Origin of the sequence: Corynebacterium sp. KPL1818 (assembly GCF_000478135.1) — a bacterium.
In the GTDB taxonomy this organism is placed as follows: domain Bacteria; phylum Actinomycetota; class Actinomycetes; order Mycobacteriales; family Mycobacteriaceae; genus Corynebacterium; species Corynebacterium accolens.
This window is the reverse complement of sequence record NZ_KI515759.1, coordinates 216470-240984: the sequence shown is the minus strand read 5'-3', so window position 1 is coordinate 240984 and position 24515 is coordinate 216470. Positions and strand designations below refer to the sequence as shown.

Genomic DNA, 24515 nt, shown 5'->3' with positions numbered 1-24515 from the left:
CAAACCACGTCTATGTAGGCGACATTACGTACCTGCCGTGTAAGGGCGGCAAGAACATGTACCTGGCCACGGTCATCGACGTCTACTCGCGCAAACTTGTCGGACATGCACTCGCCGATCACATGCGGGTATCACTGGTTATCGAAGCTTTGTCCCATGCCAGGAAAGTCCGCGGAAGCCTTAAAGGGGCAATTTTCCATTCTGATCACGGCAGCGTGTACACCTCACAAGCCTTTAGGAACTATTGCTCGTCGTTGGGTGTGCGCCAGTCTATGGGAGCGGTAGGAACGAGTGCTGATAACGCCCTAGCAGAATCGTTTAACGCCACGCTCAAGCGGGAAATCTTGCGTGACAGGAAAGTCTTTGACAATCCGATCTCCTGCCGCCAAGAAGTCTTCCGGTGGTGCATGCGCTACAACACACGCCGACGGCACTCCTGGTGCAATCTTTCAGCTCCTGACGTCTTTGAAGCCGAGAATTCAGCTACACTGACTAGAGCAGCATAGCTAACCCCCGACGTGTCCACTTTCCGGGGGTCAGGCCCGGTGGCTTAAGGTAAGTAAACAACCAATTGTTGCGCGATAGGTGCAGCAGTGAGTTGTAGGCTTTGCGTATTCGCAGATGAGTCCATTCCCACTGGTTATTGAGTGTTCGGCGTTCTTTTGGCACGGGTGTTTTCTCGTTGAGGAATGTTTTGAATACCTGACCGAAGTCGTGCAGACGTAGCGTCCACTCCCGTGCCTGTTCGAGTGTGGTGACACGGGTTAGTTTCAGCGCCAGTGCGTAGATGGTTTTGCCGGCGTCGGTGCGCGGCCGTGAGGTGGTGTAGCGGCGGATGACGCGTTGTGCATGGACGAGACAACGCTGAATCATCGCGTTTGGCCAGCAGGCTTTAATCGCGGTGAGTGCGCCCTGTCCGCCGTCGAGGACGACGCAGAGTGGTTCGGCGATTTTGCGAAGAAGCTGCGTGTATGCGTGGACAGTTTCGTGTTTGGTCCAGTGCCAAGCAATGACGTGGTCGCGGCTGGCTGCCACAAGTAGGCAGCCAGCCGCGGTGTAGGTGCCGTCGATGAAGATCTGCTCGTAGACGCGCTGCGGGGCACCGTCGTTGGGGACGTCGATGAGCCAAAACGGTTCAATCGGCGATCAAGTGTCCAACGACTCACCCTTTGTTGCCCGGCGAGTTCAGACAACGTCGCTGTGGAGGTGACATAGGAGATGAAGGCTTTAAAGTCGCAGGCCTGCGTGAGATCGGTGCGAGTTCGTGTCGTGGAGCTGCCGCAGTTCGGGTCTTTGCACCGCCACCTGGTTGTGCCTTTGGATGTGGTTCCGTTTTTCTTCATTTGCCCAGCACATACCGGGCATCGTGGCCTGTTTTTACTCACCCGGAAAGCACACCAGAGAGTGTCTGATGGTTTGTGTGTGGGTACCTAACCCGCATAAGGAGATGGACCAGAATGACTACTGTGGCGAGACGAGATCCGGCTAATAAGGCCAAGATTGATGCGATTGAAAAGAAGCTGCTTGCTAACCCTGACATCGCGAAACTGATTGATGACCTAGGCACGTCCACAACGGATGCCAACGACCTAGTTCGCGGCATGTTACAAGCCTCGATTACCAGGGGACTCAACGCTGAAATGGATGCCCACCTGGGCTACGAGTCTGGCGACAGGAGCGCTAAAGCTGCAGCTAGAACAGACAATTACCGCAACGGGTCGTATCCAAAGACCGTGGATTCTAACTACGGGCCAGTCACCGTTGATGTCCCTCGGGATCGGGCTGGAACATTCTTGCCGACTATGGTCCCTAAAGGTTCTAGGCGCTTGACTGATGTCGATGACATGATCGTCAGCTTGTACGCCGGTGGGATGACAATTAGGGACATCCAGCACCATATGGCAACGTCGATGCGTGTCGATATTTCCCATGAGACGATTTCTGCGGTTACTGACGCCGTGCTCGATGAGGTCATGGTCTGGCAAAACCGCCAGCTAGACGAGTTCTACCCCGTGGTTTTCCTGGACGCGTTGCGCATTAAAGTCCGCGACGACGGCCGAGTAGTCAACAAATCTGCGTACATGGCAATCGGCGTGGATCTCGACGGTATTAAGCACATTTTAGGATTGTGGATTGCCAAGGAAGAAGGCGCTTCATTCTGGGCGCAGGTATGCGCCAACCTTTCTAACCGTGGGGTCAAGGACGTCTTTATCGTCTGCTGTGACGGGCTGAAAGGCCTGCCAGAGGCTTCTAGAGGCAACCTGGGCGAATTCAATGGTGCACACCTGTATCGTGCACTTAATTCGTGCCGCGAATCGGTGGGTAGCCTACGGGGATCGCCGGGGCGTATCAGCCGCGTTGAAAAAGATTTACACTGCCACGGACGAGCCCACAGCACAGGTTGCTTTAGACGAATTTGAAGCCTCCGAGCTGGGTGAGAAATATCCCCGCTCAGTCAAGGTCTGGCGTGATGCGTGGGCGCGTTTCGTACCGTTTCTGCAGTTCCCACCAGCAGCCAGAAAGGTAATCTATACGACGAACTCCATTGAGTCGTTTAACAACCAGCTGCGTAAAGCTACCCGCAACAGGGTGCAGTTCACCAACGATGAATCAGCGATAAAGACGCTGTGGTTGATGATCTGCAACATCGAAGACAAACGAGCCGCAAAGAGGGCAAAGCAAGGCAAACGAGTCTCAGCGACAGCCGGCAGACTCATGGAAGGAGCCCGAGTTTCCGGCTGGAAACAAGCCATTAACCAAATGGCCGTTGCCTACCCCGACCGCTTCGACAAATACCTATAAACCTAGCCCCACACACAAACAACTTGACACCCTCCGAACAAGCAAGCATTGATAGATGCAGGTCTGCACTACATTTTGTCGGTGAAACCCCACCGTGCCTGAGGTGATTGAAACCTGGCGGCGGGAAATCCCTGGTGAAGCCTACGCCCACGGCCAGATCTGGACACAAGCCTCGGCAAGCGATGCGCGCAAACACACAACCCCGAATACGGTGACCCACTTCCAGTACTCCTATGATCGGGCCAGACGCGGCCTGCGCGGAATCAAAGAGCAAGTCGCAAAAGCCAAACGCGCTGTTGACGGCGAAATCGCCATTAAGCGCAACCGCTATTTCGATCTTTCCACCCCGAACAAGAAGGTCAACTACGCTCTCGCTGCCAAACACCGAGCCCTAGCCGGAATTAAAGGCTATGAAACCGACCTGACCGCTCTTCCCGCCCAGGAGGTTATCGGGCATTACCGCAGGCTATTCCACATTGAAAATGTCGTATCGGATGTCGAAATCAGACCTGAAAGCACGCCTAATCTATGCGAGGAAACAAAACTCGATCACAGCACATCTCAATATTGTGATGGCAGCACTAGCCGTGACCCACCTGATGGAGACCCGCAGTGGTCACTTCATCAAACGCCTCGTGAGAACACTCAAGAAATACCGCAGCTTTCAACTCGTCGTTGGCGGCGAAACCATTCACGCCGCCGTACCATTCCCGCCCGACCTCACTGCCACCATCCAAGTAATCACCGGCCGCGAACTTCCGCACAAAATTGGCCTAAGTCAGGTTAGAAGGGAATCAGCACACCGTCTCGTGGGATTCGTGCTCTGGGTGCTCAATCTGGATGGTGGAGTGCTCGATACCGTGTTCGCGCAGGGCCTGCTGGGCGGCATCCAACAGCGGGCCGGTGCCGACGGTGCCGTCGCGCACGATATGCACGGTCGTGAGCACGTTCACGCCGTCCAGGCTCCACAGGTGCAGGTCGTGGATGTCAGCAACGCCCTCGACCTGCCGCAGCGCGGGCTCGATCGCACTGGCGTCGAAGTCCGCCGGGACTTGCTCGAGCAGCACGCTCGTCGAAAGCCGTATGAGCTGCCAGGCGCGCGGCAGCACCATCGCCGCGATCGCTAGGGAGGCGATCACGTCCGCCGCCACAAACCCCGTGGTCAGTACCACGATGCCGGCCACGATTACTGCGACAGAGCCGAGCATATCCACTAACACGTGCAAGAACGCGCCCTCCACGTTGATCGAGGATTTGCGGTGCCGGTGCAGAACCCACGCCGATAGCGCATTCGCCACCAGGCCGATCACCGCGATGATCAGCATCGTTTTTCCCTGCACTTCGGCCGGGCTCTGCAGGCGGCGCACCGCCTCGACGACAATCCACACCGAGATCGCCAGCACCATCACTGCGTTCGCCAGTGCAGCAAGCACCTCCACTCGTCGGTAGCCGTACGTGGCCTGAGCCGATGCTTGTCGGCGCCCAACCAACACCGCTAACACCGCGATGATCAACCCCGCAGCGTCGGAAAGCATGTGCATCGCATCCGCCATCAGCGCCATCGAACCCGCCAACCAGCCGCCGATCAGCTCCGCGAAGAAGACGGTGCCGGTAATGCCTAGCGCAATCAAGAGTGCGCGCAGCGGCGTGCTGGAGTGATCGTGGTCGTGGTGCTCGTGTGCCATGCACTCAGCCTATCCCCGTCGACGCTTATTGACAATTAAGTGAAAATGGATGGCGGTAAGCGCAGCCACTGAGGCCAAGTCGGCCTGCTTTAGGTCATTGTGCAGTTGTCCTTTGAATGTGTAGAGAAGCTGAAACATGAACAACCAAAAAGTAGGGTTAAGTAGCAGAATGTGTGTCCGTTCGGCGTGTTGCGGGGCGGGTACACGGTTAGTTACTTCATGGGGTCTTTTCTGATTCCTATCGAGTGTTCGTACTCGGTTGGGATAGCGTTGTCGTAGAAGGCTGGTCGGCCTGTTTGGACCTGACCCCCATTTGGTGGACACCTGATATCCAGCCCAGTCGAGCTGGGAAGAAAGGTAATCTACCACCATGTCCAGGTACTCCGAACAGTTCAAACGCGATGCCGTGGCCCTCTATGAGAACAACGAGGACCTCTCGCTAAACTCAGCATCAGCCGAGCTCGGCATCAACCGCGCCTCGCTACATTCTTGGGTCAAAAAGTACGGCACCGGCAAACGTGCCCGCATAAAAGCCGTGCACGATCAAGCCCAAGCGGCGAATGATTCTGCGCGAATCCGACAACTAGAAAAAGAAAACGCGAAGCTGCGCGAAGAACGCGACATCCTGCGTAAGGCCGCGAAATATTTTGCTTCAAGCAAACTCACGGGAGTTCTGCTTCCAGTTTGTCTATGACCACCGAACCGAGTACTCGGTCAAGCGGATGTGCCATGTGTTAAAGCTGAATCGTTCCTCGTTTTATAAATGGGCCAGCACCCGTAATAAGCGCAGTTTAAAGATGTATTCTGACGGTCTTATTGGTGCAAGAATCAAGACCATCTTCGATGATGAGCACGGGCTTTATGGTGCTAAACGCATCGCCGCAAGCCTCAAGGAAGACCCGGTGTATACCCCGGTCAATCACAAGAAAGTTGCACGCATCATGAAAACCATGGGACTAAAAGGCTTTAGCAAACGGCGTCGATGCATCACCACCCGGCGCAAGCCTGGTCACCGTGTCATGCCAGATTTAGTAGGCCGCAAGTTCACAGCTGACGAGCCAAATCGTGTGTATGTCGGCGACATTACCTACCTGCCGTGTAAGGGCGGCAAGAACATGTATTTGGCCACAGTCATTGACACTTACTCACGGAAACTTGCAGGTTATGCACTCGCAGACCACATGCGGGTCTCACTGGTCATCGATGCCCTAGCCCACGCACACGGTGTGCGTGGCAGTCTTGACGGGGCTATTTTCCATTCTGATCACGGCAGTGTGTACACCTCACAAACCTTTAGGAACTACTGCTCGTCGTTAGGTGTCCGCCAGTCCATGGGCGCGGTGGGAACGAGTGCCGATAATGCCCTGGCAGAGTCATTTAACGCCACCTTAAAACGTGAAGTGCTGCGTGATCGGAAAGTCTTTGACAACCCAATTACCTGTCGCCAAGAGGTCTTCCGGTGGTGCATGCGCTATAACACGCGCTGAAGTGTCCCAGGTTTTGTTCCGTTTGAGTAGATGGGAAAATCTGGAACATGCCAAGAAAATTTGACCAGGATGCAAAGGACCGTGTGGTCCGTCTCGTGGAAGATCGCATCTTGGCGGAAAATATGTCGATGCAAGCTGCGTGCCAGGCAGTAGCTCCAAAGCTGGGGGTTTCATGGCACACGGCTCGTCAATGGACTTAAGCCTGCCCGCCGTGCAGGAAACACCCCGGAACCTGTGCCTGAAGATTTGGCTGCCGAAAACGCGAGGCTACGTCGTGAAAATCAAGAGCTACGCGATACTAATGAGTTGTTGAAGGCCGCGTCGGCTTTTTTCGCGTCGGAACTCGACCCGAAACGTTAAGAAATGATCCGGTTCATCGATAAATACCGGAATTATTTCTCTGTCGAGTTCATCTGTAAGACGTTGAAAAATAACCGGGCTGGTGGGTTTATCACCTCGCGTGGTTATCGCCAGTCCAAAGCCCGTGGGTTAAGTGCTCGTCGACTTCGTGACGGCGTGCTGGTTGAACGCATTAGTGCTGTTCATAGAGATAATTATGGTGTCTACGGTGTGCGGAAAATGTGGCATGCGCTTCGCCGTGAAGGAATCGATATCGGTCGTGAACAAACCGCTCGGTTGATGCGCCTAGCTGGTGTTTCTGGCAAAGGCACAGGCGGATCACCAATTACAACCCGAAAAGCTCACGTGCCTGATTTGCGCCCGGATTTGGTCGAGCGTGAATTTAAAGCCCGGGGCCCGAATAAGCTGTGGGTGGCCGACATTACCTACGTGCGCACGAAGAAAGGCTTTGTGTATGCCGCGTTTGTCACCGACGTTTACTCCCGACGGATCGTTGGGTGGGCGTTATCAGACTCGATGCGCACCGAAGCACTGCCGCTGCAAGCTCTCAACCAGGCAATCGTGTGTGCTGAGGAAACAACAGGTCTCATTCATCATTCGGATCACGGGTCGCAGTATGTCAGCGTGGTCTACAACGAGCGACTTGCCCAGCACGGCATTGCCGCTTCCACCGGCACTGTTGGTGATTCCTATGACAATGCTCTGGCTGAAAACGTTAATGGTTCCTACAAGAACGAGCTAGTCCATACCCGCAGGTGGGATGACGTTGTCGAGGTAGAAATCGCGACGTTCGAGTGGGTGTCATGGTGGAACGAGGTAAGGCTCCACCAAAGCCTGGGATACCGAACCCCAGCCGAGGTGGAATCCGAATTTTGGAAGAAGACCCCGCAACAGGCAATAATGGAAAACAAGGCAAATGCCTAGGAACAAAACCCGGGGCACTTCATTTATAACTGTAACTTGTTCGACCCCAGTTGGAGGAGCAGACTACATCCCACCCAGCCCCGCGCTGAGCGGGATTTTTCGCATGCGTCACACAACTTGAGTTTAGGCCAGGTTCCGAAAGTCGCAGCGGTTTAACCGGCACTGCGGACAGGAAAAGGGGCCTAGCCAATCAAGGCTAGGCCCCTTCCTATTGCACTCTATGCGCTCGCTGCAGGCTCAGGGAGCGCTGAGCGAGCCTCAACGAGTAATTAGTCGTTGATGTAGAGGTACTGCTTGTTCACGAACTCGTCCAGCGCGAAGACGGAGAGCTCGCGGCCGAAGCCGGAGTTCTTGACGCCACCGAATGGCAGTACTGGGGAGAAGTACTGGCCCAGGTTGACGTGAATCATGCCGGTCTCGATCTGGTCAGCAACCTTGGTGGCACGCTCGGGGTCATCGGAGAAGACGGCACCGCCCAGGCCGTAGTTGGAGTTGTTGGCCAGCTCTACGGCTTCCTTCTCGGAGGAAACCTTGTAGATCTCTGCTACTGGGCCGAAGAACTCTTCGTAGTAGGAGTCGGAACCAACGGGGACATCGGTAAGCACGGTCGGCTCGTAGTACGCGGCGGTCTCATGCAGGTTGCCGCCGGTGCGGACCTTAGCGCCGTTGTCCACAGCGTTCTTGACCTGCTTGTCCAAGTTCTCTGCTGCTTCGCGGGAGGACATTGGGTAGTACTGGTTCTCACCAGGCTGGGTTGGGTCAGCCTGCTTCATGCCCTCTGCAATGCGGACCATTTCATCGACAAACTCATCGTAGATGTCTTCCATGACGATGATGCGCTTGTTGGAGGTGCAAGCCTGGCCAACGTTCTCGATGCGCTTGACCCAAGCTTCCTCGGCAGCCTTGGTGACATCGGCTGCATCCAGGATGATGTAGGGGTCGGTGCTGCCAAGCTCCAGCACAACCTTCTTCAGGTTGCGGCCGGCGATCTCAGCCACAGCGGCACCGGCGCGCTCGGAACCGGTCAGGGATACGCCCTGGACGCGCTTGTCCCCGATGATCTCTTCAATCTGCTTGTGGTCGGCGTATACGTTGATGTACACGCCCTCTGGCAGGCCAGCCTCGCGGAAGATCTCCTCGATGACTGCAGCGGACTTCGGGGTAATTTCGGCGTGCTTCAAGATGATGCAGTTGCCGTTCATCAGGTTCGGTCCGGCGAAGCGGGCGACCTGGTAGAAGGGGTAGTTCCACGGCATGATGCCCAGCAGGGTACCAATGGGCAGACGGCGGAGGGTGGCCTTGCCGCCTGGCACGTCAACCGGCTGGTCCTTGTTGTGCTCTGGGGCGTTGTCTGCGTAGAACTGCAGGATATCGCCGGAGAAGTTAATTTCCCACTCGCCTTCTGGGGTGGACTTACCCATCTCCTGTGCGGCAATCTTGGCCAGCTCGCCCTTGCGCTCCTTGAGCAGCTCCGCTGCGCGGGACACAATCTTGGCGCGCTCCTCAATTGGGGTCTCGCGCCAGGTCTGGAAAGCCTCGTTGGACTTAGCCAGAACCTCTTGAATCTGCTCATCGCTAAAGGTGTCGAATTTCTCTACTACTTCATTGGTAGCGGGGTTAGTTACCGCAAAATCCTTGGACATTATTGGTTCCCTTTCTAAGTGGATTCTTGGAACTAATGTGGCGGCGAACACAATCTGTGTGCGCCTGCCACAAGAGTACTTAAAGTTCTAGTGACGTGTCACCCATGAATGTGGGTAATTTGGTTTAGGAGGCCGCGACGACCGAGCCATCTTTCATCTTGATGCCCTCATCCTGCTTCATATAGGTGGCATCGCGAGTGAGCATCTGGCGCACCGCCTCCTCGTTCTTCTGGATTTCCGCCTCGAGCGCCTCCGAGTCTTGGCGGAGGAGGTCAAAGCGCTCCTGCACCAGCGGTGCCTCCATTTGCAGGATGGGGCGCATGACGGAGTCGGCCACGCCGCAGGCATCGGCGATCTCATCGCCGTGAATGATGCGCACGTGCGCGGCGGTCCAGTCCGCTAGGGTGTCATCGGGCATGCCCGTGAGCTCCTTGGCGTTGACGACGAAGCCGTCCATGAGGGCATCGACAAGCTTGCGGGCCGATTCGTTGATCTCACCGTCGACGGTGTGGATGGCGTCCATGGTCTCCTGGGAGGCCTCTACCCCATCTTCGCCTTCGAAAAGGTCCGCGGAAATGCCCAGCATGCGCCCGGCAATCTTCCACAGGTAGAACGCGTCTTTTTCTTCTTCCGCGGTGAGCTTCCAGCCCATATTGCGCAGGCCAGAGTACGGAATGTAGGTGAAATCGAACCAGGTGCGCAGCATGTCGAACTCGCTGATCGGCGCGCCGTAGTGGGAGTAGTCCAGCTCCTTGCGGGTGTGCACGCGCCGCACGTGGGCGTGGATGGCGCGCACCATGCCGGTGTGAATGAAGCCCTCGCCGCCGGGCTGCAGCGCATCCGGCAGGTAGAGCGAATAGGTCCAGTTGGTGGTGTAGGCAAGGCGCTTGACGGCGCCATCGGTAAGCTCACCGGTGTTGACCAGCAGGTCCGCGATCGCCGGGGTGGAATAGGTGTGGACCAGCGAACCTGGGCCCAGCGCTAGGCCGTGGCTGAGCGGCGGGATGGACAGGTAGACGCGGCGGCCGCGCTCCAGCTTTTCGGCGTCGATGCCGTCAAGTGCCTTGGTCATGTCCTCAATAAGGGCGGCAACCTCGGGGAAGGTGTCCTCGTTGGCGGTGCCGCGGGCAAGGGCATCGCGCAGGTTAGGCATGATTTCCTTGACCGTGTGGCCGCTGGTAAATAGCGCATCGGCCACCGGGTCCATCTTCCAGAAAGCCTCGTGGTAGCGGTCCGCGCGCTCTTGGCCAAAGGTGGCGATGAATTCATCCTTATCGCCGCGGCCTGCAGGCCACTCGCCGACGGTGCCTAGGGACATAGTGTTAGTCATGGTGTTCTCCTCTGAGAATGTTATGGGGGATGGGGGTTAGCTGCGAGCTTCTTTAGAGTCATCGTGCAGCGTGTAATCGGACTTGGTCTCGGGCTCGTTTTTCGCGATGTGTGCCTTGATCACCGCGGTGACATCGGACCATGGCGGCTTATTCTTATTGGCGCGCTTAATCTTTGCCTTTTGCGCACCCGGCAGCTTGTCCCGCAGGCGGGCAACCTTGGCTTCTGCGCGCGCGGCACCCCGATACAGGACGGCCCACGGCTTGTAGTTCACCTTTTCCCAGCGCGTGCCCTTAACCATGAATTTCGTATCTTCCACGCCGCAAATGGTGGTCAGCGCACCAAGCGCCATCTTGGGGACCAAAGGGTGGATGGTTTCTAGAATGCTCATCAAGGCGGTGGCCACGCGCTCGTGGTAGGTGGAGGAATACCCGCCATTGGCGTAGATGAAATCCGTCATCTTGCGCATTTCATCGCCAGTCTTGGGGATGAGGCGCTCTTCAGCACCCATCATATACAGGATATATCCCCAGTACTGGGCCACATCGTCCCAGTCCTGACCGGAGTGGGGGCGGCCAAAGCGCTCGTCGATGGCCAGTGGCATCATCCCGAACCAGCCCTCACCGGAGACCAGGAAGCTGGAGCCAATTGGCCGGCCGAATTCGTTGTAGTGCTCCTTGCCCCACATCTTCTCCAAGCCGCGATTAGCTTGGGAATGCAGCAGGCGCACGCGCACGGCGGCCTTGCGGCCTTCACCGAAGCGGTCGAAGACGTCCTTCTTGCCCAAATCCGTGAAGAATTGCGCCGTTTCAATGGAGCGCTGCATGGCCTTGAACTCGAACATGCCGGTCTCGCCCGTGGCCGCCGATGTGCGGTCCTCCATCGTGGTGGCCCAGTATGCAAAGGCGATGGCCAGAACCTCTGAGGTGCGCGTGACGTTGTAGTAGGCCACGCGGCCGCGCTCTGCGGCCTCAAGATCCAGCCACTCCGGAATGCGGTCTACCTCTTTAAAAAAGTCCACCAGCTCCGGCGCAGGGTCCTCTACCGTTTCGATGCCGTGGTTGAGCGCCTGCTCAAACTTGGCGCGCGATTCCTTGGCACCGTCGCGGCGGAAGGCCTCAGCCAGCTTTTCACCGGTCTCATCGGTCTGCCACATGTGGTCATCAAGAAGCTTGGTCTGCAGGCTATCGTAACCTGCCCACTCATCTTCGACGGTGTGCCAGGAATCGAAGATATTGTGTCGCAGCTCGGACCAGCCTGGGGCCGCAGTGCGGCGCTTCGGCGCCGGGCGCAGGTCCATGCCATCGCGGTAGAAGTAGCGGAAATCCTCATAGGGATTATCGGACATGGGCAGAACCTTTGGTTCCACCTGCGACGTGTTGGCAGCCTCAGACGTATCTGTGGGAGCAGTCATTATTTCATTCCCTTCCTTATTATTAGGCCTTGATAACTAGCTGTGGGCGCAGCGGCTAGTTCCGGCGGGCTTCCTTGGAGTCATCGTGCAGGGTCCACTCGGCCTTGACGTCTGGCTCATGGTTGTTGATGTGCTCTTGCACTTCCTCCAAGGCATTGATCCACAGCGGGCGACCTTGCGCGGCGTTGTGCTTTTTGTATTCCTCCGCGCCCGGCTTTTCATCGGCTTCGCGGGCTTCCTCTGCCTCTGCGCGCGCCTTGGCTTCAAAGTCTTTGGCTGCCTGAGAAAAGTCCATATCGGCCCAGCGGGTTCCTTCCACCATAAACTTGGTGTCTTCTTCTCCCACTAGCGTGGCCAGCGAACCCAACATTTCCAGCGGAAGGTCCGGGTTCATCTGTTCCACGATGGACATCAGGGCCGTAGCTACCCGCTGGTGGTACGAGGAAGAACGCCCGCCGTTTGCGTAAATGAAATCGGTCATCTTGCGCATTTCATCGCCGGTCTTGGGGATGATGCGTTCTTCGCCGCCCATCATGTACAGCACATATGCCCAGTATTGGGCGACATCGTCCCAGTCCTGGCCAGAGTGCGGGCGCCCGAAAAGCTCGTCGATGGCCAGTGGCATGAGCGCGAACCAACCCTCACCGGAGACCAAGAAGCTGGAGCCAATCGGCCGACCGAATTCGTTGTAGTGCTCCTTGCCCCAAAGCTTTTCCAGCCCGCGGTTGGCCTGGGCGTGCAGCAAGCGGACGTGGACTGCGGCCTTGCGGCCTTCGCCAAAGCGGTCAAAGACGTCTTGTTTGCCCAGGTCCACAAAGAACTTGGAGGTCTCCAGCGCGCGCTGCATGGCCTTGAACTCAAACATGCCCGTCTCACCGGTGGCCGCAGAGGTGCGGTCTTCCATGGTGGTGGCCCAGTAGCCAAAGTTGAAGGTGAGAAGATCCGCGCTCGGGGTGGCGTTGTAGTAGGCAACGCGCCCGCGCTCGGCGGCTTCAAGGTCGATCCAGTCTGGGATGTTATCGACCTGCTCGAAGAAGGCAACCAATTCAGGCGATGGATCCTCGACGGTCTCGATTCCTTCATTCAGCGCCTGCTCGAACTTTGCGCGCGATTCCTTCGCGCCATCGCGGCGGAAGGATTCTGCCAACGCGGCACCCAGTTCATCGGTTTGCCACATGTGATCATCGAGCAAACGAGTCTGCTGGGTGTCGTAGCCTTCCCACTCGTCATGAACGGTGTGCCAGTGGTCAAAAATATTGTGGCGCAGGGTGGACCAGCCGGGTTTGTCCACGCGGCGCTTCGGCGCCGGGCGCAGGTCCATGCCATCGCGGTAGAAATAGCGGAAATCCTCATAGGGATTATCGGACATGGGCAGAACCTTCGGTTCCGTCCGAGTATCAGTAGGAGCAGTCATGGGGAGTAAACAACCTTTCCAATCTTGGTGCCGCACCACACACATTTTCTGTTTATGTGGTGTAGTTCACCATTTAGCTGTGCCCGTAAGCCTATAGAGACCTTGCTCGCAACTGCAATGAATTTTGAATCCAATTTTCTGGAAAATTTCTGGTCCCCAACGTCGCCACTACGCCCACCTTCACAGCACCTATCCCCTCCTGCGCAAATAGCAAAAATGACCATCTTGGCAGATTTTGCAAGCCTTCCACCTACTCACCCCATATAGGTGTACTAGGCGCACACCTGTCCGCTATGCGAACGCATATGTAACGTGTATCTCGCTACAGGCTGTACCATGACGTGCATTACATACAGTGGATTGGCACTGAACTACAGTCACGAAAGTGAGGTCTATTCACCCCTATGCCAAGTTCTCCTTCTCAACCCGCGCCCCAGCTTGCCGATGCCCCCTCCACCACCGCCACGGTGCACAATATCACCGCTGTAGCGGAAGACCTTGCGGTCATCGAGTTTTCACTGGACGGTGATGCGCAGCTCACGGATTACTCCCCCGGCTGCCACGTCGATATCACCCTCCCGGGAGCTAACGGTGAGATGCTTACCCGCCAGTACTCGGTTTTTGAGATGGCCGGTGCCTCTTCCCCTGCTGCTGGCCAACAGGAACGGCCAACGTATGGAGTCGCGGTAAAGCGGGAGAAAAACTCCACGGGTGGCTCGATTGCGATGCTCAAACTGCGCCGCGGGGATAGCTTTAAGATTTCGCAGGCATTCAATAACTTCGAGCTCGTGGCAGACGCCGGCTACTACGTCCTAGTTGGGGCCGGAGTGGGCATTACCCCCATGCTCTCTATGGCCCAATCCCTCGAGCGCGAGAACAAGCCGTATCTCGTGCTCTTTTTCGCGCGCGATAGGCACCACGCGGTACTGCTCGAGCAATTGCGCGAGACCTGCGGCGATAAGCTCATTGAGGTCTTCGGCCGCCCGCGCGACAAACAGGCGGATATCTACCGGCACCTGCTGGGCCAGGCGCCAAAGGAGACGGCCTTTTATGTCTGCGGCCCGCAAGGATTTATGGATTCCGCCAAAGAAATCGCGCTCGACTACCTGCCCGAGCATGCCTTTCACTGGGAGAACTTCCACCCCGATCTCCAAGCGCTATCCGGTGAGAAAAACGCCGGGGCCGGCGACGGTCCGTTCGAGGTGGAATTTTGCGGCGAGACGGTAGAAATCCCAGAAAATAAGACGGTCCTAGAGGTCCTCGAGGATCTCGATCTGCCCGTAAAATCGCGCTGCCTGGAAGGCACGTGCAGCACCTGCCTGATGCGCGTGGTCGAGGGCGAACCAGATCACCGCGATTCCGTCTATGACGCGCAAATGTATGCCGAGGGCGCCTTCGCGCCATGCGTCTCCCGCGCACTAAGCCCCAAGCTCACCTTAGAGCGCTGGCGGCAATAACCCTTCGCTCCCCCACCCTGGCCGGGAGTGGGAGCGAAGAGGGAAAGAAGGGGGCATCGGCAAGCGCGGCACAGCCCTATAGGGCGCGCACCATAATCACACCGATGATGACCAAGACCAAGCCGATGATGCGGTGGACCGGCGGCAGGCCGCGCTTGGCATTGCCCCAGCCCAGCGATTCAATGACCTGGCCACAAATGATTGAGCCCACCAGCGAGCCGATGACCGTCGTGCCGGTGCCGATCATGGGCGACAGCGTCGCGCCGCCCACCACAAAGAGCGCGCCCAGCACACCGCCGAGCCACATCCACCAGGGACCTGGGGCGATGCCGCTCAAAAGGGCGCGGCGGGGCGCCTTCCAGCCTACGGTGAGCAGGGCCAACAGGATCACGCCGACGCCCAGGGAAATGACGCTGGCGGGCATAGGGCTGTGCAACGCGCCTCCCAGGTAGCCGTTGACGGCGGTTTGGGTAGCAGAGCCCATGCCAATGAGCACGCCGAAAACCCGCCACAGCCACAGCGAAAGCCCGGTGGCTTGCGCGCGCGTGGTGGCAGCGCCCCGGCCGATTTCTAGCACCAAGGCGATGCCGCCCACCACGATGAGGGCGCCGAGGATGCGCAGGGGGCCGACGGGGACCAAGGGGGATTCAAAGAGGCCGGTCAGATCATAAATAAGACCCATCGTCACCTGTCCCAGGATGGGCAGGATGACGGTTTCTACGCTGCCGATGCGCGGGAAGAGCAGGATATTTCCCACGATGAAGGCCACGCCCATAAAGCCGCCGAGCCACACCCACCACGGTTGGGCGGCCGCCAGCGCCAGGTCCGGTATCGCGTCACCGGTGACTATCAGCGCGAGGATGGCGGAGACGGCAAAGCCGATAATGAAGGAGAAGAACCCGGCGGCGATGGGCGAGCCCATGGACTCGCGCAGACGAGTATTAATGGCCGTTTGCGCCGGCACGATGGCGCCGACCAGCATGGCGGCAATAACCAACATTGTTTTTCCTTCCCCACACGTATGGGACTAAGCAAAGCCTGGAACCAGGCGTGACATAGAGATGTAATTGTAGAGGCTTAAAATGCAAAAGAGTGCAGGCCGGCACAAAGCGGAACCTGCACTCTCTCGTTAGAAGGAGCCGGGTTTAGTCATCCGTAGGGATGGAATCGGTGCCTTCCAGCAGCTTGGCAACATAACCAGTGTTGAACTCGCCGCTGCGGAACTTCTCGCTATCAAGCAGCATGGCTTGGAATGGCGCCGTGGTGACAACGCCTTCTACCTGCAGCTCGTCGATGGCGCGCAGCATGCGGGTAATGGCCTCATCGCGGTCTTCTGCCCATACGATGAGCTTGCCCACCATGGAGTCATAGAACGGCGGGATGGTATAGCCCGTTTCGATGTGGGTATCCATGCGCACACCGAAGCCACCTGGCACGCGGTAGTGCTCAATCTTGCCTGGCCGCGGCGCGAAGTTCTGGTTCGGATCCTCGGCGTTGATGCGGCACTCGATGGCGTGGCCACGAATCTCGACATCATCCTGGGTAATAGATAGCTTCTGCCCGGAGGCGATACGCAGCTGCTCCTTGATGAGGTCCACGCCGGTGATCATCTCCGTAACCGGGTGCTCCACCTGGATGCGGGTGTTCATCTCGATGAAGTAGAACTTATCTTCGGTGTTATCGAAGACGAACTCGATGGTTCCGGCGTTCTTGTACTTCACCTCTTTACACAGGTTAATCGCGGCTTCCTGCATTTCCTGGCGCAGCTCATCGGTCAGCACCGGCGAAGGGCCTTCCTCAATGAGCTTCTGGTTGCGGCGCTGCGAGGTGCAGTCGCGCTCTCCCAGGGCGACGGCGTTTTCGCCATCGGCCAGCACCTGGATCTCAATGTGGCGGATATCCGTCAAGAAGCGCTCGATGTAGACCGACGGGTCATTGAACGCGGACTCTGCCTCGTTCATGATCTCGTTGAGATCCTTTTCCAGCGTGTCCTCGGATTCCACGACGCGCATACCGCGACCACCACCACCGGCGGCAGCCTTAATCAGCAGCGGGAAGCCGGTGTTATGGGCAACCTCCAGGGCCTCGTCGAACTCGGTGACCACGCCGTCGGAGCCCGGCACGGTGGGAACACCGGCGGACTTAGCGATGCGCTTGGCCGCGATCTTGTCCCCCATCAAGCCAATGTGCTCGGCCGAAGGGCCAACAAAGCCGATCTCTTCTTCTTCCACCATGCGGACAAAGTCCGGCTTTTCGGACAAGAAGCCGTAGCCCGGGTGAATGGCATCCGCCTTGTACGCCATGGCTGCGGAGATGACCAGCTCGGGGCTGTTGTAGCTCTTGGAAACATTCGCCGGGCCGATGCATACTGCTTGATCGGCGAGCTTTACCGGCAAGGAGTCCTTATCGCCTTCGGAATAAGTAAGGATGGACTTGATGCCCAATTCCTTGCAGGCGCGAATGATGCGAAGCGCAATCTCACCGCGGTTAGCAATGAGCACGCTACCTAATAGATCTGACATATTTTCCTCCAGATCGATTACTTCGGCTGGATGACCATGATGGGTTGGCCGTGCTCCACGGCGTCCTCATTATCAACGAGGATTTCCTTCACGGTGCCGGCAACCTTGGACTCGATGTTGTTCATCAGCTTCATAACCTCAACGATGCACAGCACCTGGCCAACCTCAACCTCGTCACCAACCTTGACGAAGGGATCTGCGCCCGGCTTCGGAGCAGCGTAGAAGGTACCGACCATGGGAGCCTTAACGGTCTCGCCCTCTGCGGACGGCTCACCGGAACCGGAGGTCTTTGGTTCTTCCTTCGGTGCTTTCTCCTGCGCCGGAGCAGGCTTGGACTCAGGCTCAGCGGCCGGAGCGGAAGCCGGTGCAGCCTCCTGTGCTGGTGCGGTAGCTGGAGCTGCGGCCGGAGCGGCTTCCGGAGCCGGTGCCGGGCGGTTCAGGCCACCTGGGGTGCGGGACATCGCGAGCTCGACGTCACCGTACTTAATCTGCAGCTCTTGAATGTCATCAGAAAGGTTGGCCCACTTCAGCAGGGACTTCAGGTCGTGCAAGTTGGTGGAATCAGTCATGGTTACTTTTCTCCTTTGGTGAGGTTGATTTCCAAATCGGAAGTCTTGAGGTGGAAGTCGGTGGTATCGGAAGAGTCGTAGATTTGCTGTACCAGGGAGGTAAGGACGCCACCCTTGACGCCTTCGCCCTCGCCGCCGCGGCCTTCGGCCACAAAGCGCTTCATCTCATCGACCTGGCTGCCAGCGAACATCACGCGCAGCAACAGGGTGTCGATATCCTCGTCCGGGTGAGCCTTCTTCAGGTCCGGCAGAACCGGCTTGAGCTCTGGGATTTCCTCCGTGATTTCAGAGGAACCGTTGGCCATGATCTTCTCCAGCACGTCTGGGTCCAGCGGGGCGAGTGGCTCGCCGTAGTAGCCCAAGGCGTACTTCTTAATCTCGTTCGGGACCACGGAGTAACGGTCACCGGTCATCACGTTCATGACGGCCTGGGTGCCCACGAACTGGGCGAACGGCGTAATCATGATGGGGTATGCGAGCTCTTCGCGCACGCGTGCGACCTCGTACAGCAGCTCTTCGAAGCGGTCACCCAACCCAGCGGTTTCCAGCTGGGATTCGAAGTTGGTAAGCATGCCGCCGGGTAGTTGGTGCATGTAGTGCAGGCCATCGAATGCGCGCGGAACGCCTACTGGCTTATCTTCCGTATCGGCGATTTCCTGAATGCGCTCGCTGGCGGAATCGATGCGCTCATCGTCAACGTCCACCGTGTAGCCCAGTGCGCGAAGATCGCGCACCACGGCCTGGGTGGCTGGCTGTCCCGGGCCATTGGCCAGCGGAGCGATGGAGGTGTGGATAGAATCCACGCCCAATTCCGCTGCGTAGAGATAGGTCAGCGGGGACAGTCCGGTCAGCGAGTGGGTGTGTACCTCGAGCGGGACGTCACCGATGGAGCTGCGGATCGCCGGGATGAGGGTCTTCAAACGGTCCGGAGTAAGCAGTCCGCCGGCGTCTTTTAGCATGATGCGGTCCACATCGGTGCGCTCGAGCAGCTCCGTAGCCTTCCGCTTGTACAGGTCATCGGTGTGTACCGGACTCAAGCAGTAGGACAATGCGCCGAAGGTTTCGGCACCGAGTTCCTTAGCCAGCTTGAGGCCCTGGTCGATGTTGTCGATGTCATTCAAGCCATCGAAGGAGCCGATCACACGGAAGCCATTGGCGTAGAGGCGCTCGGTCCAGTTCAAGATGGCATCATCCGGCAGGAAGTCGAAGGAGGCCAGGTTCTTGGAACGAATCAGGGCGCGGAACTTGGTGCCCGGCGCGGCATTCTCGTGCACGAGACGAACGCGCTCCCACGGGTCTTCCTTGAGGTAGCGCACGGACACGTCGAACTGGATGGGCGCTACCAAGTCCACGTGCTCGAAGCCAGCGTTGGTGATGTCATCCAACAGCGAAAGAATGTGGCTCGTGGTCATGCGGGTGGCCCAGATGCTCTGGTGCGCATCACGCAGGGTGGTATCGATGATGTTGATCTTGCGCTCGCTATCGGCCGGGCGTCCGCCCGCGGCCATGATTTCGGCGAGGCCTTCTGTGCTTAGTTCCTCGGGACTAAGAGCAGTCATAAATCCCTCCTTAGGGTGTGGCTCCGGAAAGACTCGGTTGGTTCACAGTGATGGTTCACTTTGGTGGTTCAAGACTCTTCGAAAACCTTCCGTGTCGTGTCTCACACGCTACACCACACCAAAATTTTCAGCGCCGGAATTCCGGCCAGAAATGACCCTTTCCTGCGAATTCCAAGCTCGTTACGGCAAAGAATTTATACAAATACCCCTATACGGGGTCACAGTGCGCACCATCGTTCACCTAGCGAACGGCGAATTTTTATGGACATCTCCCCCGAAAAGTGGTGGACGACATGCAGTTTCTAGCCAGTAACCAAATCTGCCCCGGCAGCGCTGCGCTTTTCGTGGCCCACATCGCGGCCTAAGCGAAGTGTGATGTGCGTAATATCTTCCTCAATATTTCGGACCCACACCTAGGAGGAACAATGACTTCTACCGCCCCGCCGAGCCCCACGCCCACTAAGTCATCGGGCGCGACAAAAACCGACCGCAAATCCCTTGCAGCCAGCCTGACCGGCCAGGTCCTGGAATGGTACGAATGGAGCTCCTATGCAGTCTTCGCCCCGTTCATCGCCGCGGCGATGTTTGACAAGGGCGATACCGCCTCCGCACTGCTTGCCACCTTCGGTGTCTTCGCCGTCGGCTTCTTGGTCCGCCCGCTGGGCGGCATCATCTTTGGCCGCATCGCCGACCAGCGCGGCCGCAAGACCGTCTTGATGACCACCATCATCATGGTGGCTAGTGCCTCGGTCCTCATCGGCTTGCTGCCCACCTACGAATCCATTGGTATCTGGGCTTCTGTCGGCCTGCTCTTCATCCGCGTGCTGCAGGGCTTTGCACACGGTGGTGAATCCGCAGCCGCCAATAGCTACATCCCTGAGATCGCCCCGAATGCCCACCGCGGCCGCTGGGGTTCCATGGTCTATGTTTCCATCTTCGGCGGCTCGGTCATCGCCTACGTCTTAGGCGGCGGCATTTCGCTGGTCCTGACGGACGAGCAGATTGGCGCGTGGGGCTGGCGCATCCCGTTCCTCTTGGGTGCCGCCGCAGCGTTGGTCGCGCTGTACCTGCGCCGCCACATGAAGGAATCCGATCACTTCCAGGAGATCGATAGCGCCGAGCCCACCGTTGAGGCCCCGAAGCGCACCAAGAAGTCCGTAAATTCTCAAAAGCCGGCCTCGGTTGTTCGCCCGGCATGGCAGAATATCTTGCTCGTCGTGGGTATGGTCTCCGGCGTTACGGCCGCGCACTACACGTGGACCTCCTATGTTTCCACCTACGCCATTAGCCACGAGGGGATGTCCACTCAGGGTGCTTATTGGGTCACCGTGGCCGCACAGACTGCGGGTCTCATCGCCCTCCCGCTGTGGGGCAGCCTGTCCGATAAGATCGGCCGCAAACCCGTCATTTATATCTGCGCCATCGGCCTAGCCATCCTGCAGATCCCGCTGATGAACTTCATCGATGATCGCCCATGGACCCTGCTGGTGGCCTCCACCGTCGGCGTAGTCATCGTCGCCGCCGGAGGTGCGCTGCTGTCCTCCATCATGTCCGAGGTCTTCCCCACCGCTCAGCGCACCCGCAGCATCGGCTTGGCCTACTCGCTGTCTGTCGCCGTCTTCGGCGGTACCGCACCGTATATCTACCAGTGGTTCGTGGCCCACGGCCTTACTTGGGCTTCTGGCTTCTACGTCGTCGCACTGTGCATCCTCACGCTTGTCAGCATGTACATCCTGCCTGAAACCAAGGGCGTGGACCTGCGCGATGTCTAATCCACCCGCCAAACACTAAATCGCCGCTTCCCAGGCTTTCCCGGGAAGCGGCGATTTTTCACGTCCATAACTAATTAGTCGAGCGCTACCTTAAAGGGTGCGTCCGTGACCTCGCGGATGGACTCCTCGGTTTCACCCTCGGCGACCTCGATAAGCGTCAGGCCCTCCAGCTCGTCCACGGTAAATACGGCGCGATCAGTAATAATCAGATCCACACACCGCGCGCCGGTCAGCGGCAGCTGGCACTCCGCCAGAATCTTGGAATCGCCATGCTTGGACACGTGCTGCATCATCACCACGATGCGCTTGGCACCGTGCACCAGGTCCATCGCACCGCCCATGCCCTTGACCATCTTGCCGGGGATCATCCAGTTGGCTAGGTCGCCGAATTGGGATACCTCCATGGCACCGAGCACCGCGACGTCGATGGCGCGGGAGCGGATCATGGCAAAAGACTCGGACGAGGAGAAGAAGGATGCACCTGGGGCTTCAGTAATGGTTTCTTTACCGGCGTTGATGAGCTCCGGATCCACCTTGTCCTCTTCAGGGTAGGCACCGACGCCCAGGATTCCGTTCTCAGAGTGCAGGACCACCTCGCGGCCCTCTGGCAGGTAGCCCGGGATGAGCGTCGGCATGCCGATGCCCAGGTTGACGTAGTCACCATTGTCCAGTTCTTGTGCGGCGCGTGCCGCCATTTCTTCGCGTGACCAGGTCATTACTTGCTCACCGTCCTGAATTCGATTCCGGTTTCTTGTTTGCCCACTTCCACTACGCGGTCCACGTAGATTCCGGGCACATCCACCTCTGCTGGCGGAACGGCTTCTACCAACTGTTCTGCTTGCACGATGGTGATATCGGCGGATTTGGCTGCATCGGGGTTGAAGTTCTGGGCGGTTTTATTAAAGGCAAGGTTGCCAAAGCGATCCGCGCGGGCGGCATGGACGAAGGCGAAGTCCGGGGTAAGAGCTTCTTCCATGACGTAGAGCTCGCCGTTGAACTCGCGGGTTTCCTTCGGTGCGGAGGTCTCCGCGATGGTGCCGTCGGGGTTGTAGCGGGTGGGGATATCGCCATCGGCAAGCGGCGTGCCCACGCCAGCCTTGGTGTAGAAGGCTGGAATGCCCGCGCCACCGGCGCGCATGCGCTCTGCCAGGGTGCCCTGCGGGGTAAATTCGACGGTAAGCTCGCCCTCGAGGTACTGGCGCGCGTATTCCTTATTGGTTCCCAGGTAGGAACCAATGGAGCGGGCAATGCGGTGATCCTTGAGCAGCAGGCCAAGGCCGAAATCATCCGTACCGAGGTTATTGGAAATGATGGTGAGCTCGCTCGCACCCTGGGAGCGCAGCGCGGCAATGAGTTGCGCTGGAATACCCACAAGGCCGAATCCGCCCACCGCGATGGAGGAACCGTCCGGGATATCCGCGACGGCCTCCTCTACTGAGGCTATGACTTTATTCAACATGGGCCTTAGACTACGTGCGGTTCACAGACAGCACAAGGGTTCAGAATGCGAACACGATCGGGTACACTGAAGAGACCTGGGCCACTTAACCCTAAAAATAGCTTGGAGGACACACCGTGGCAGATACCCCCGTAGTGCAATCATTAGCCCGCGGACTCAACGTCATTCACTCGTTTAATGGCGAACGCCCACGGCAAACACTGGCCCAGGTTGCCGAGGTCACAGGCCTAGCCCGCGCCACCGCACGCCGTTTTCTACACACGCTTGTCGCGGAAGGTTACGCCCGCACCGATGGCTCGGATTTTTGGCTCACCCCGCGCGTTTTGGAACTGGGCTATTCATACCTATCTAGCTTGGGACTGCCGGATATTGCCCAGCCCCATTTGAGGGAGTTATCTACGAAACTCGATGAGTCCTGCTCCGTGAGCGTGCTCGACCGCGACACCGTGGTCTATATCGCTCGTGCCGCAGCACACCGCATCATGTCCACCAATATCACCATCGGCACGCGCTTCCCGGCGCACGCCACGTCCATGGGCCAAGTACTGCTCGCTGATTTAACGCCGGCAGAGCTGGATGAGTATTTCGCCACCACCGCTCCGCTCGAGCAGGTCACCCCGCACACCTTGGTATCCCAGGACGCGCTGCGAGCCCGCCTCGGCGAGGTCCGGCGGCGCGGCTGGGTCATCGTGGATCAAGAGCTAGAAATCGGCCTGCGCTCCATCGCCGTTCCCATCCGGGATCGCACCGGGCGCGCGGTGGCGGCCATCAATATTTCCACCCAGACCTCCGTGTATTCCACCCAAGATCTCACCGCGCAGATCCTCCCGGAGCTCCTCACCACGTGCGCGGCCATTTCCCACGATCTCACTACCACCGAAATTTCCTAAGGAGAATCCATGCATACTCAAGACGTCGTCCTGTGCTACCCCAAGCGCACCCCAGTCGGCCGCTACGGCGGCGCGCTCAAGTCCGTCCCCGTCCAGGATCTGGCCAGCCTGGTGGTGTCCACCATCGTGGAAGAATCCGGCATCGATCCAAACGTCATCGATGACATCATCCTCGGCCAGGCCTCCCCGAACGGCGCTGCGCCTGCCTTGGGTCGCGTGGCCGCACTCGATGCCGGCCTGCCCGTCTCCGTGACCGGTATGCAGCTCGACCGCCGCTGCGGCTCCGGCCTGCAAGCCATCGTCACCGCCGCCGCACACGTCGCCACCGGTGCGGCCGAGGTGGTCATCGCAGGCGGCGCCGAATCCATGTCGCGCACCGAGTACACCGTGGATAGCGATATTCGCTGGGGTGCGAAGGGCGGAAACATGGTCTTTCGCGATCGCCTCCAGGAGGCCCGCGAAACCGCCGGTGGTAAAAACCACCCTATCCCCAGCGGCATGATCGAAACCGCCGAGAACCTTCGCCGTGAGCGTTCCCTGTCGCGCGAGGACCAAGACGAGCTCGCGGTGCGCTCCCACCACAACGCTGCCCGCGCGCAGGAACAGGCGCTTTTCGATGCCGAAATCGTCCCCGTCTCCGTTCCCCAACGCAAGGGTGAGCCCATCATCGTGGACAAGGATGAACACGTACGCGCCGATTCCAGTGTGGAAAAGCTGTCCAAGCTACGCCCCGTGATGGGAAAGCAGGATGACGAGGCCACGGTGACCGCAGGTAATGCCTCCGGCCAGAACGACGGCGCCGCCGCCGTGCTCGTGACCACCCGTGAGAAGGCCGACGAACTCGGCCTCGAACCGATGGTGGTCTTGAAGGGCTGGGCGCTTGCCGGCGTGGAACCAGAGCGCATGGGCATCGCGCCGGTTGAGGCAACCCGCAAGGTCATGGACCGCCTAGATCTCACCTTCGACGATCTCGATCTCATCGAGCTCAATGAGGCCTTCGCCGCCCAAGCCCTCGCCGTACTAGATCAGTGGGGCATCTCCCCCGAGGATCCCCGCTTCAATCCCAACGGATCCGGCATCTCACTGGGCCACCCGGTGGGCGCGACCGGTGCCCGCATCGTGGTTACCGCCGCGCACCATCTGCGCCGCACCGGCGGCAAGCGCGCGCTGGTTACCATGTGCATCGGCGGCGGCCAAGGCCTTGCCGCCATCGTTGAGGCGGTCTAGCC

At 58.4% G+C, this 24515-nt stretch carries 18 protein-coding genes and 4 pseudogenes; 10 read left to right on the top strand and 12 right to left on the bottom strand.

Annotated features, from left to right (window positions below):
* On the top strand, positions 1 to 506 hold a 506-nt coding region (locus HMPREF1261_RS12485; RefSeq protein ID WP_023030429.1), incomplete at its 5' end, for an IS3 family transposase.
* Between the two features lie 16 nt (positions 507 to 522).
* On the opposite strand, the pseudogene HMPREF1261_RS06925 reads toward HMPREF1261_RS12485, so the two are convergent.
* Positions 523 to 1343: pseudogene (locus HMPREF1261_RS06925) on the bottom strand (IS1249 family transposase); the annotation flags it as partial.
* 114 nt (positions 1344 to 1457) lie between these two features.
* Here HMPREF1261_RS06925 and HMPREF1261_RS06920 point away from each other — a divergent pair.
* Both HMPREF1261_RS06920 and HMPREF1261_RS12890 read left to right on the top strand, forming a co-directional pair.
* Positions 1458 to 2802 (top strand): annotated as a pseudogene (locus HMPREF1261_RS06920) (IS256 family transposase).
* 94 nt (positions 2803 to 2896) lie between these two features.
* On the top strand, positions 2897 to 3589 hold the full coding sequence (locus tag HMPREF1261_RS12890; RefSeq protein WP_005328805.1) for a hypothetical protein: 693 nt from the start codon (positions 2897 to 2899) through the stop codon (positions 3587 to 3589).
* 7 nt (positions 3590 to 3596) lie between these two features.
* On the opposite strand, the gene HMPREF1261_RS06910 is transcribed toward HMPREF1261_RS12890, so the two are convergent.
* Positions 3597 to 4487, bottom strand: a complete 891-nt coding sequence (locus HMPREF1261_RS06910) for a cation diffusion facilitator family transporter (protein ID WP_023030426.1) — start codon at positions 4485 to 4487, stop codon at positions 3597 to 3599.
* 370 nt (positions 4488 to 4857) lie between these two features.
* Here HMPREF1261_RS06910 and HMPREF1261_RS06900 point away from each other — a divergent pair.
* The 3 genes and pseudogenes from HMPREF1261_RS06900 to HMPREF1261_RS06890 all read left to right on the top strand — a co-directional run.
* Positions 4858 to 5965 (top strand): annotated as a pseudogene (locus tag HMPREF1261_RS06900) (IS3 family transposase); the annotation flags it as partial.
* 10 nt (positions 5966 to 5975) lie between these two features.
* Positions 5976 to 6174, top strand: a pseudogene (locus HMPREF1261_RS13040) (hypothetical protein).
* Between the two features lie 163 nt (positions 6175 to 6337).
* The gene (locus HMPREF1261_RS06890; protein ID WP_034658152.1) at positions 6338 to 7258 is read left to right on the top strand and encodes an IS3 family transposase; all 921 of its coding nucleotides are present in this window, start codon (positions 6338 to 6340) and stop codon (positions 7256 to 7258) included.
* Positions 7259 to 7527: 269 nt separating this feature from the next.
* Here the strand turns inward: HMPREF1261_RS06890 and HMPREF1261_RS06885 are convergent, their stop codons facing one another.
* From HMPREF1261_RS06885 to HMPREF1261_RS06870, 4 genes are all read right to left on the bottom strand, one after another.
* Positions 7528 to 8901: an NAD-dependent succinate-semialdehyde dehydrogenase gene (locus tag HMPREF1261_RS06885; protein ID WP_023030422.1), complete on the bottom strand. Its 1374-nt coding sequence runs from the start codon at positions 8899 to 8901 to the stop codon at positions 7528 to 7530.
* 124 nt (positions 8902 to 9025) lie between these two features.
* Complete coding sequence (locus HMPREF1261_RS06880; RefSeq protein ID WP_023030421.1) at positions 9026 to 10231, bottom strand: oxygenase MpaB family protein; 1206 nt, start codon at positions 10229 to 10231, stop codon at positions 9026 to 9028.
* Between the two features lie 36 nt (positions 10232 to 10267).
* Positions 10268 to 11644 carry an oxygenase MpaB family protein gene (locus HMPREF1261_RS06875; RefSeq protein ID WP_023030420.1) on the bottom strand — a complete coding sequence of 459 codons (1377 nt, stop codon included), beginning with the start codon at positions 11642 to 11644 and terminating at the stop codon, positions 10268 to 10270.
* Positions 11645 to 11699: 55 nt separating this feature from the next.
* Positions 11700 to 13058 carry an oxygenase MpaB family protein gene (locus tag HMPREF1261_RS06870; protein ID WP_023030419.1) on the bottom strand — a complete coding sequence of 453 codons (1359 nt, stop codon included), beginning with the start codon at positions 13056 to 13058 and terminating at the stop codon, positions 11700 to 11702.
* Positions 13059 to 13462: 404 nt separating this feature from the next.
* On the opposite strand from HMPREF1261_RS06870, the gene HMPREF1261_RS06865 reads away from it, so the two are divergent.
* Entirely contained in the window at positions 13463 to 14515 is a 1053-nt protein-coding gene (locus tag HMPREF1261_RS06865) for a PDR/VanB family oxidoreductase (protein ID WP_023017155.1), read from the top strand.
* Between the two features lie 76 nt (positions 14516 to 14591).
* On the opposite strand, the gene HMPREF1261_RS06860 is transcribed toward HMPREF1261_RS06865, so the two are convergent.
* From HMPREF1261_RS06860 to HMPREF1261_RS06845, 4 genes are all read right to left on the bottom strand, one after another.
* The gene (locus tag HMPREF1261_RS06860; RefSeq protein ID WP_023030418.1) at positions 14592 to 15515 is read right to left on the bottom strand and encodes a DMT family transporter; all 924 of its coding nucleotides are present in this window, start codon (positions 15513 to 15515) and stop codon (positions 14592 to 14594) included.
* 145 nt (positions 15516 to 15660) lie between these two features.
* On the bottom strand, positions 15661 to 17037 hold the full coding sequence (accC, locus tag HMPREF1261_RS06855) for an acetyl-CoA carboxylase biotin carboxylase subunit (protein WP_005284133.1): 1377 nt from the start codon (positions 17035 to 17037) through the stop codon (positions 15661 to 15663).
* A gap of 17 nt (positions 17038 to 17054) precedes the next feature.
* Positions 17055 to 17606, bottom strand: a complete 552-nt coding sequence (gene accB / locus HMPREF1261_RS06850; protein ID WP_023030417.1) for an acetyl-CoA carboxylase biotin carboxyl carrier protein — start codon at positions 17604 to 17606, stop codon at positions 17055 to 17057.
* Positions 17607 to 17608: 2 nt separating this feature from the next.
* Complete coding sequence (locus HMPREF1261_RS06845) at positions 17609 to 19165, bottom strand: pyruvate carboxylase (RefSeq protein ID WP_005278129.1); 1557 nt, start codon at positions 19163 to 19165, stop codon at positions 17609 to 17611.
* A 425-nt stretch (positions 19166 to 19590) separates the two neighbouring features.
* On the opposite strand from HMPREF1261_RS06845, the gene HMPREF1261_RS06840 reads away from it, so the two are divergent.
* Entirely contained in the window at positions 19591 to 20937 is a 1347-nt protein-coding gene (locus HMPREF1261_RS06840) for an MFS transporter (protein ID WP_023030416.1), read from the top strand.
* A 74-nt stretch (positions 20938 to 21011) separates the two neighbouring features.
* Here the strand turns inward: HMPREF1261_RS06840 and HMPREF1261_RS06835 are convergent, their stop codons facing one another.
* Together HMPREF1261_RS06835 and HMPREF1261_RS06830 are read right to left on the bottom strand one after the other, a co-directional pair.
* Complete coding sequence (locus HMPREF1261_RS06835) at positions 21012 to 21653, bottom strand: 3-oxoacid CoA-transferase subunit B (RefSeq protein ID WP_005278126.1); 642 nt, start codon at positions 21651 to 21653, stop codon at positions 21012 to 21014.
* Positions 21653 to 22396, bottom strand: coding sequence for a CoA transferase subunit A (locus HMPREF1261_RS06830; protein WP_005278125.1), 744 nt, complete (start codon positions 22394 to 22396; stop codon positions 21653 to 21655). The genes HMPREF1261_RS06835 and HMPREF1261_RS06830 overlap by 1 nt, the downstream gene beginning before the upstream one ends.
* Positions 22397 to 22512: 116 nt before the next feature.
* Here HMPREF1261_RS06830 and HMPREF1261_RS06825 point away from each other — a divergent pair, with 116 nt between their 5' ends.
* Both HMPREF1261_RS06825 and HMPREF1261_RS06820 read left to right on the top strand, forming a co-directional pair.
* Positions 22513 to 23286: an IclR family transcriptional regulator C-terminal domain-containing protein gene (locus HMPREF1261_RS06825; RefSeq protein WP_023017150.1), complete on the top strand. Its 774-nt coding sequence runs from the start codon at positions 22513 to 22515 to the stop codon at positions 23284 to 23286.
* 9 nt (positions 23287 to 23295) lie between these two features.
* On the top strand, positions 23296 to 24513 hold the full coding sequence (locus tag HMPREF1261_RS06820; RefSeq protein ID WP_023030415.1) for an acetyl-CoA C-acetyltransferase: 1218 nt from the start codon (positions 23296 to 23298) through the stop codon (positions 24511 to 24513).
* Positions 24514 to 24515: the final 2 nt, after the last annotated feature.

Bases quoted from the DNA above. Each gene is read 5' to 3' on its own strand.
- HMPREF1261_RS06820 (WP_023030415.1), top strand. From the start codon at position 23,296: ATGCATACTCAAGACGTCGTCCTGTGCTACCCCAAGCGCACCCCAGTC.
- HMPREF1261_RS06840 (WP_023030416.1), top strand. From the start codon at position 19,591: ATGACTTCTACCGCCCCGCCGAGCCCCACGCCCACTAAGTCATCGGGC.
- accB (WP_023030417.1), bottom strand. From the start codon at position 17,606: ATGACTGATTCCACCAACTTGCACGACCTGAAGTCCCTGCTGAAGTGG.
- HMPREF1261_RS06890 (WP_034658152.1), top strand. From the start codon at position 6,338: ATGATCCGGTTCATCGATAAATACCGGAATTATTTCTCTGTCGAGTTC.
- HMPREF1261_RS06830 (WP_005278125.1), bottom strand. From the start codon at position 22,396: ATGTTGAATAAAGTCATAGCCTCAGTAGAGGAGGCCGTCGCGGATATC.
- HMPREF1261_RS06880 (WP_023030421.1), bottom strand. From the start codon at position 10,231: ATGACTAACACTATGTCCCTAGGCACCGTCGGCGAGTGGCCTGCAGGC.
- HMPREF1261_RS06875 (WP_023030420.1), bottom strand. From the start codon at position 11,644: ATGACTGCTCCCACAGATACGTCTGAGGCTGCCAACACGTCGCAGGTG.
- accC (WP_005284133.1), bottom strand. From the start codon at position 17,037: ATGTCAGATCTATTAGGTAGCGTGCTCATTGCTAACCGCGGTGAGATT.
- HMPREF1261_RS06870 (WP_023030419.1), bottom strand. From the start codon at position 13,058: ATGACTGCTCCTACTGATACTCGGACGGAACCGAAGGTTCTGCCCATG.
- HMPREF1261_RS06865 (WP_023017155.1), top strand. From the start codon at position 13,463: ATGCCAAGTTCTCCTTCTCAACCCGCGCCCCAGCTTGCCGATGCCCCC.
- HMPREF1261_RS06845 (WP_005278129.1), bottom strand. From the start codon at position 19,165: ATGACTGCTCTTAGTCCCGAGGAACTAAGCACAGAAGGCCTCGCCGAA.
- HMPREF1261_RS06835 (WP_005278126.1), bottom strand. From the start codon at position 21,653: ATGACCTGGTCACGCGAAGAAATGGCGGCACGCGCCGCACAAGAACTG.
- HMPREF1261_RS06885 (WP_023030422.1), bottom strand. From the start codon at position 8,901: ATGTCCAAGGATTTTGCGGTAACTAACCCCGCTACCAATGAAGTAGTA.
- HMPREF1261_RS06860 (WP_023030418.1), bottom strand. From the start codon at position 15,515: ATGTTGGTTATTGCCGCCATGCTGGTCGGCGCCATCGTGCCGGCGCAA.
- HMPREF1261_RS06910 (WP_023030426.1), bottom strand. From the start codon at position 4,487: ATGGCACACGAGCACCACGACCACGATCACTCCAGCACGCCGCTGCGC.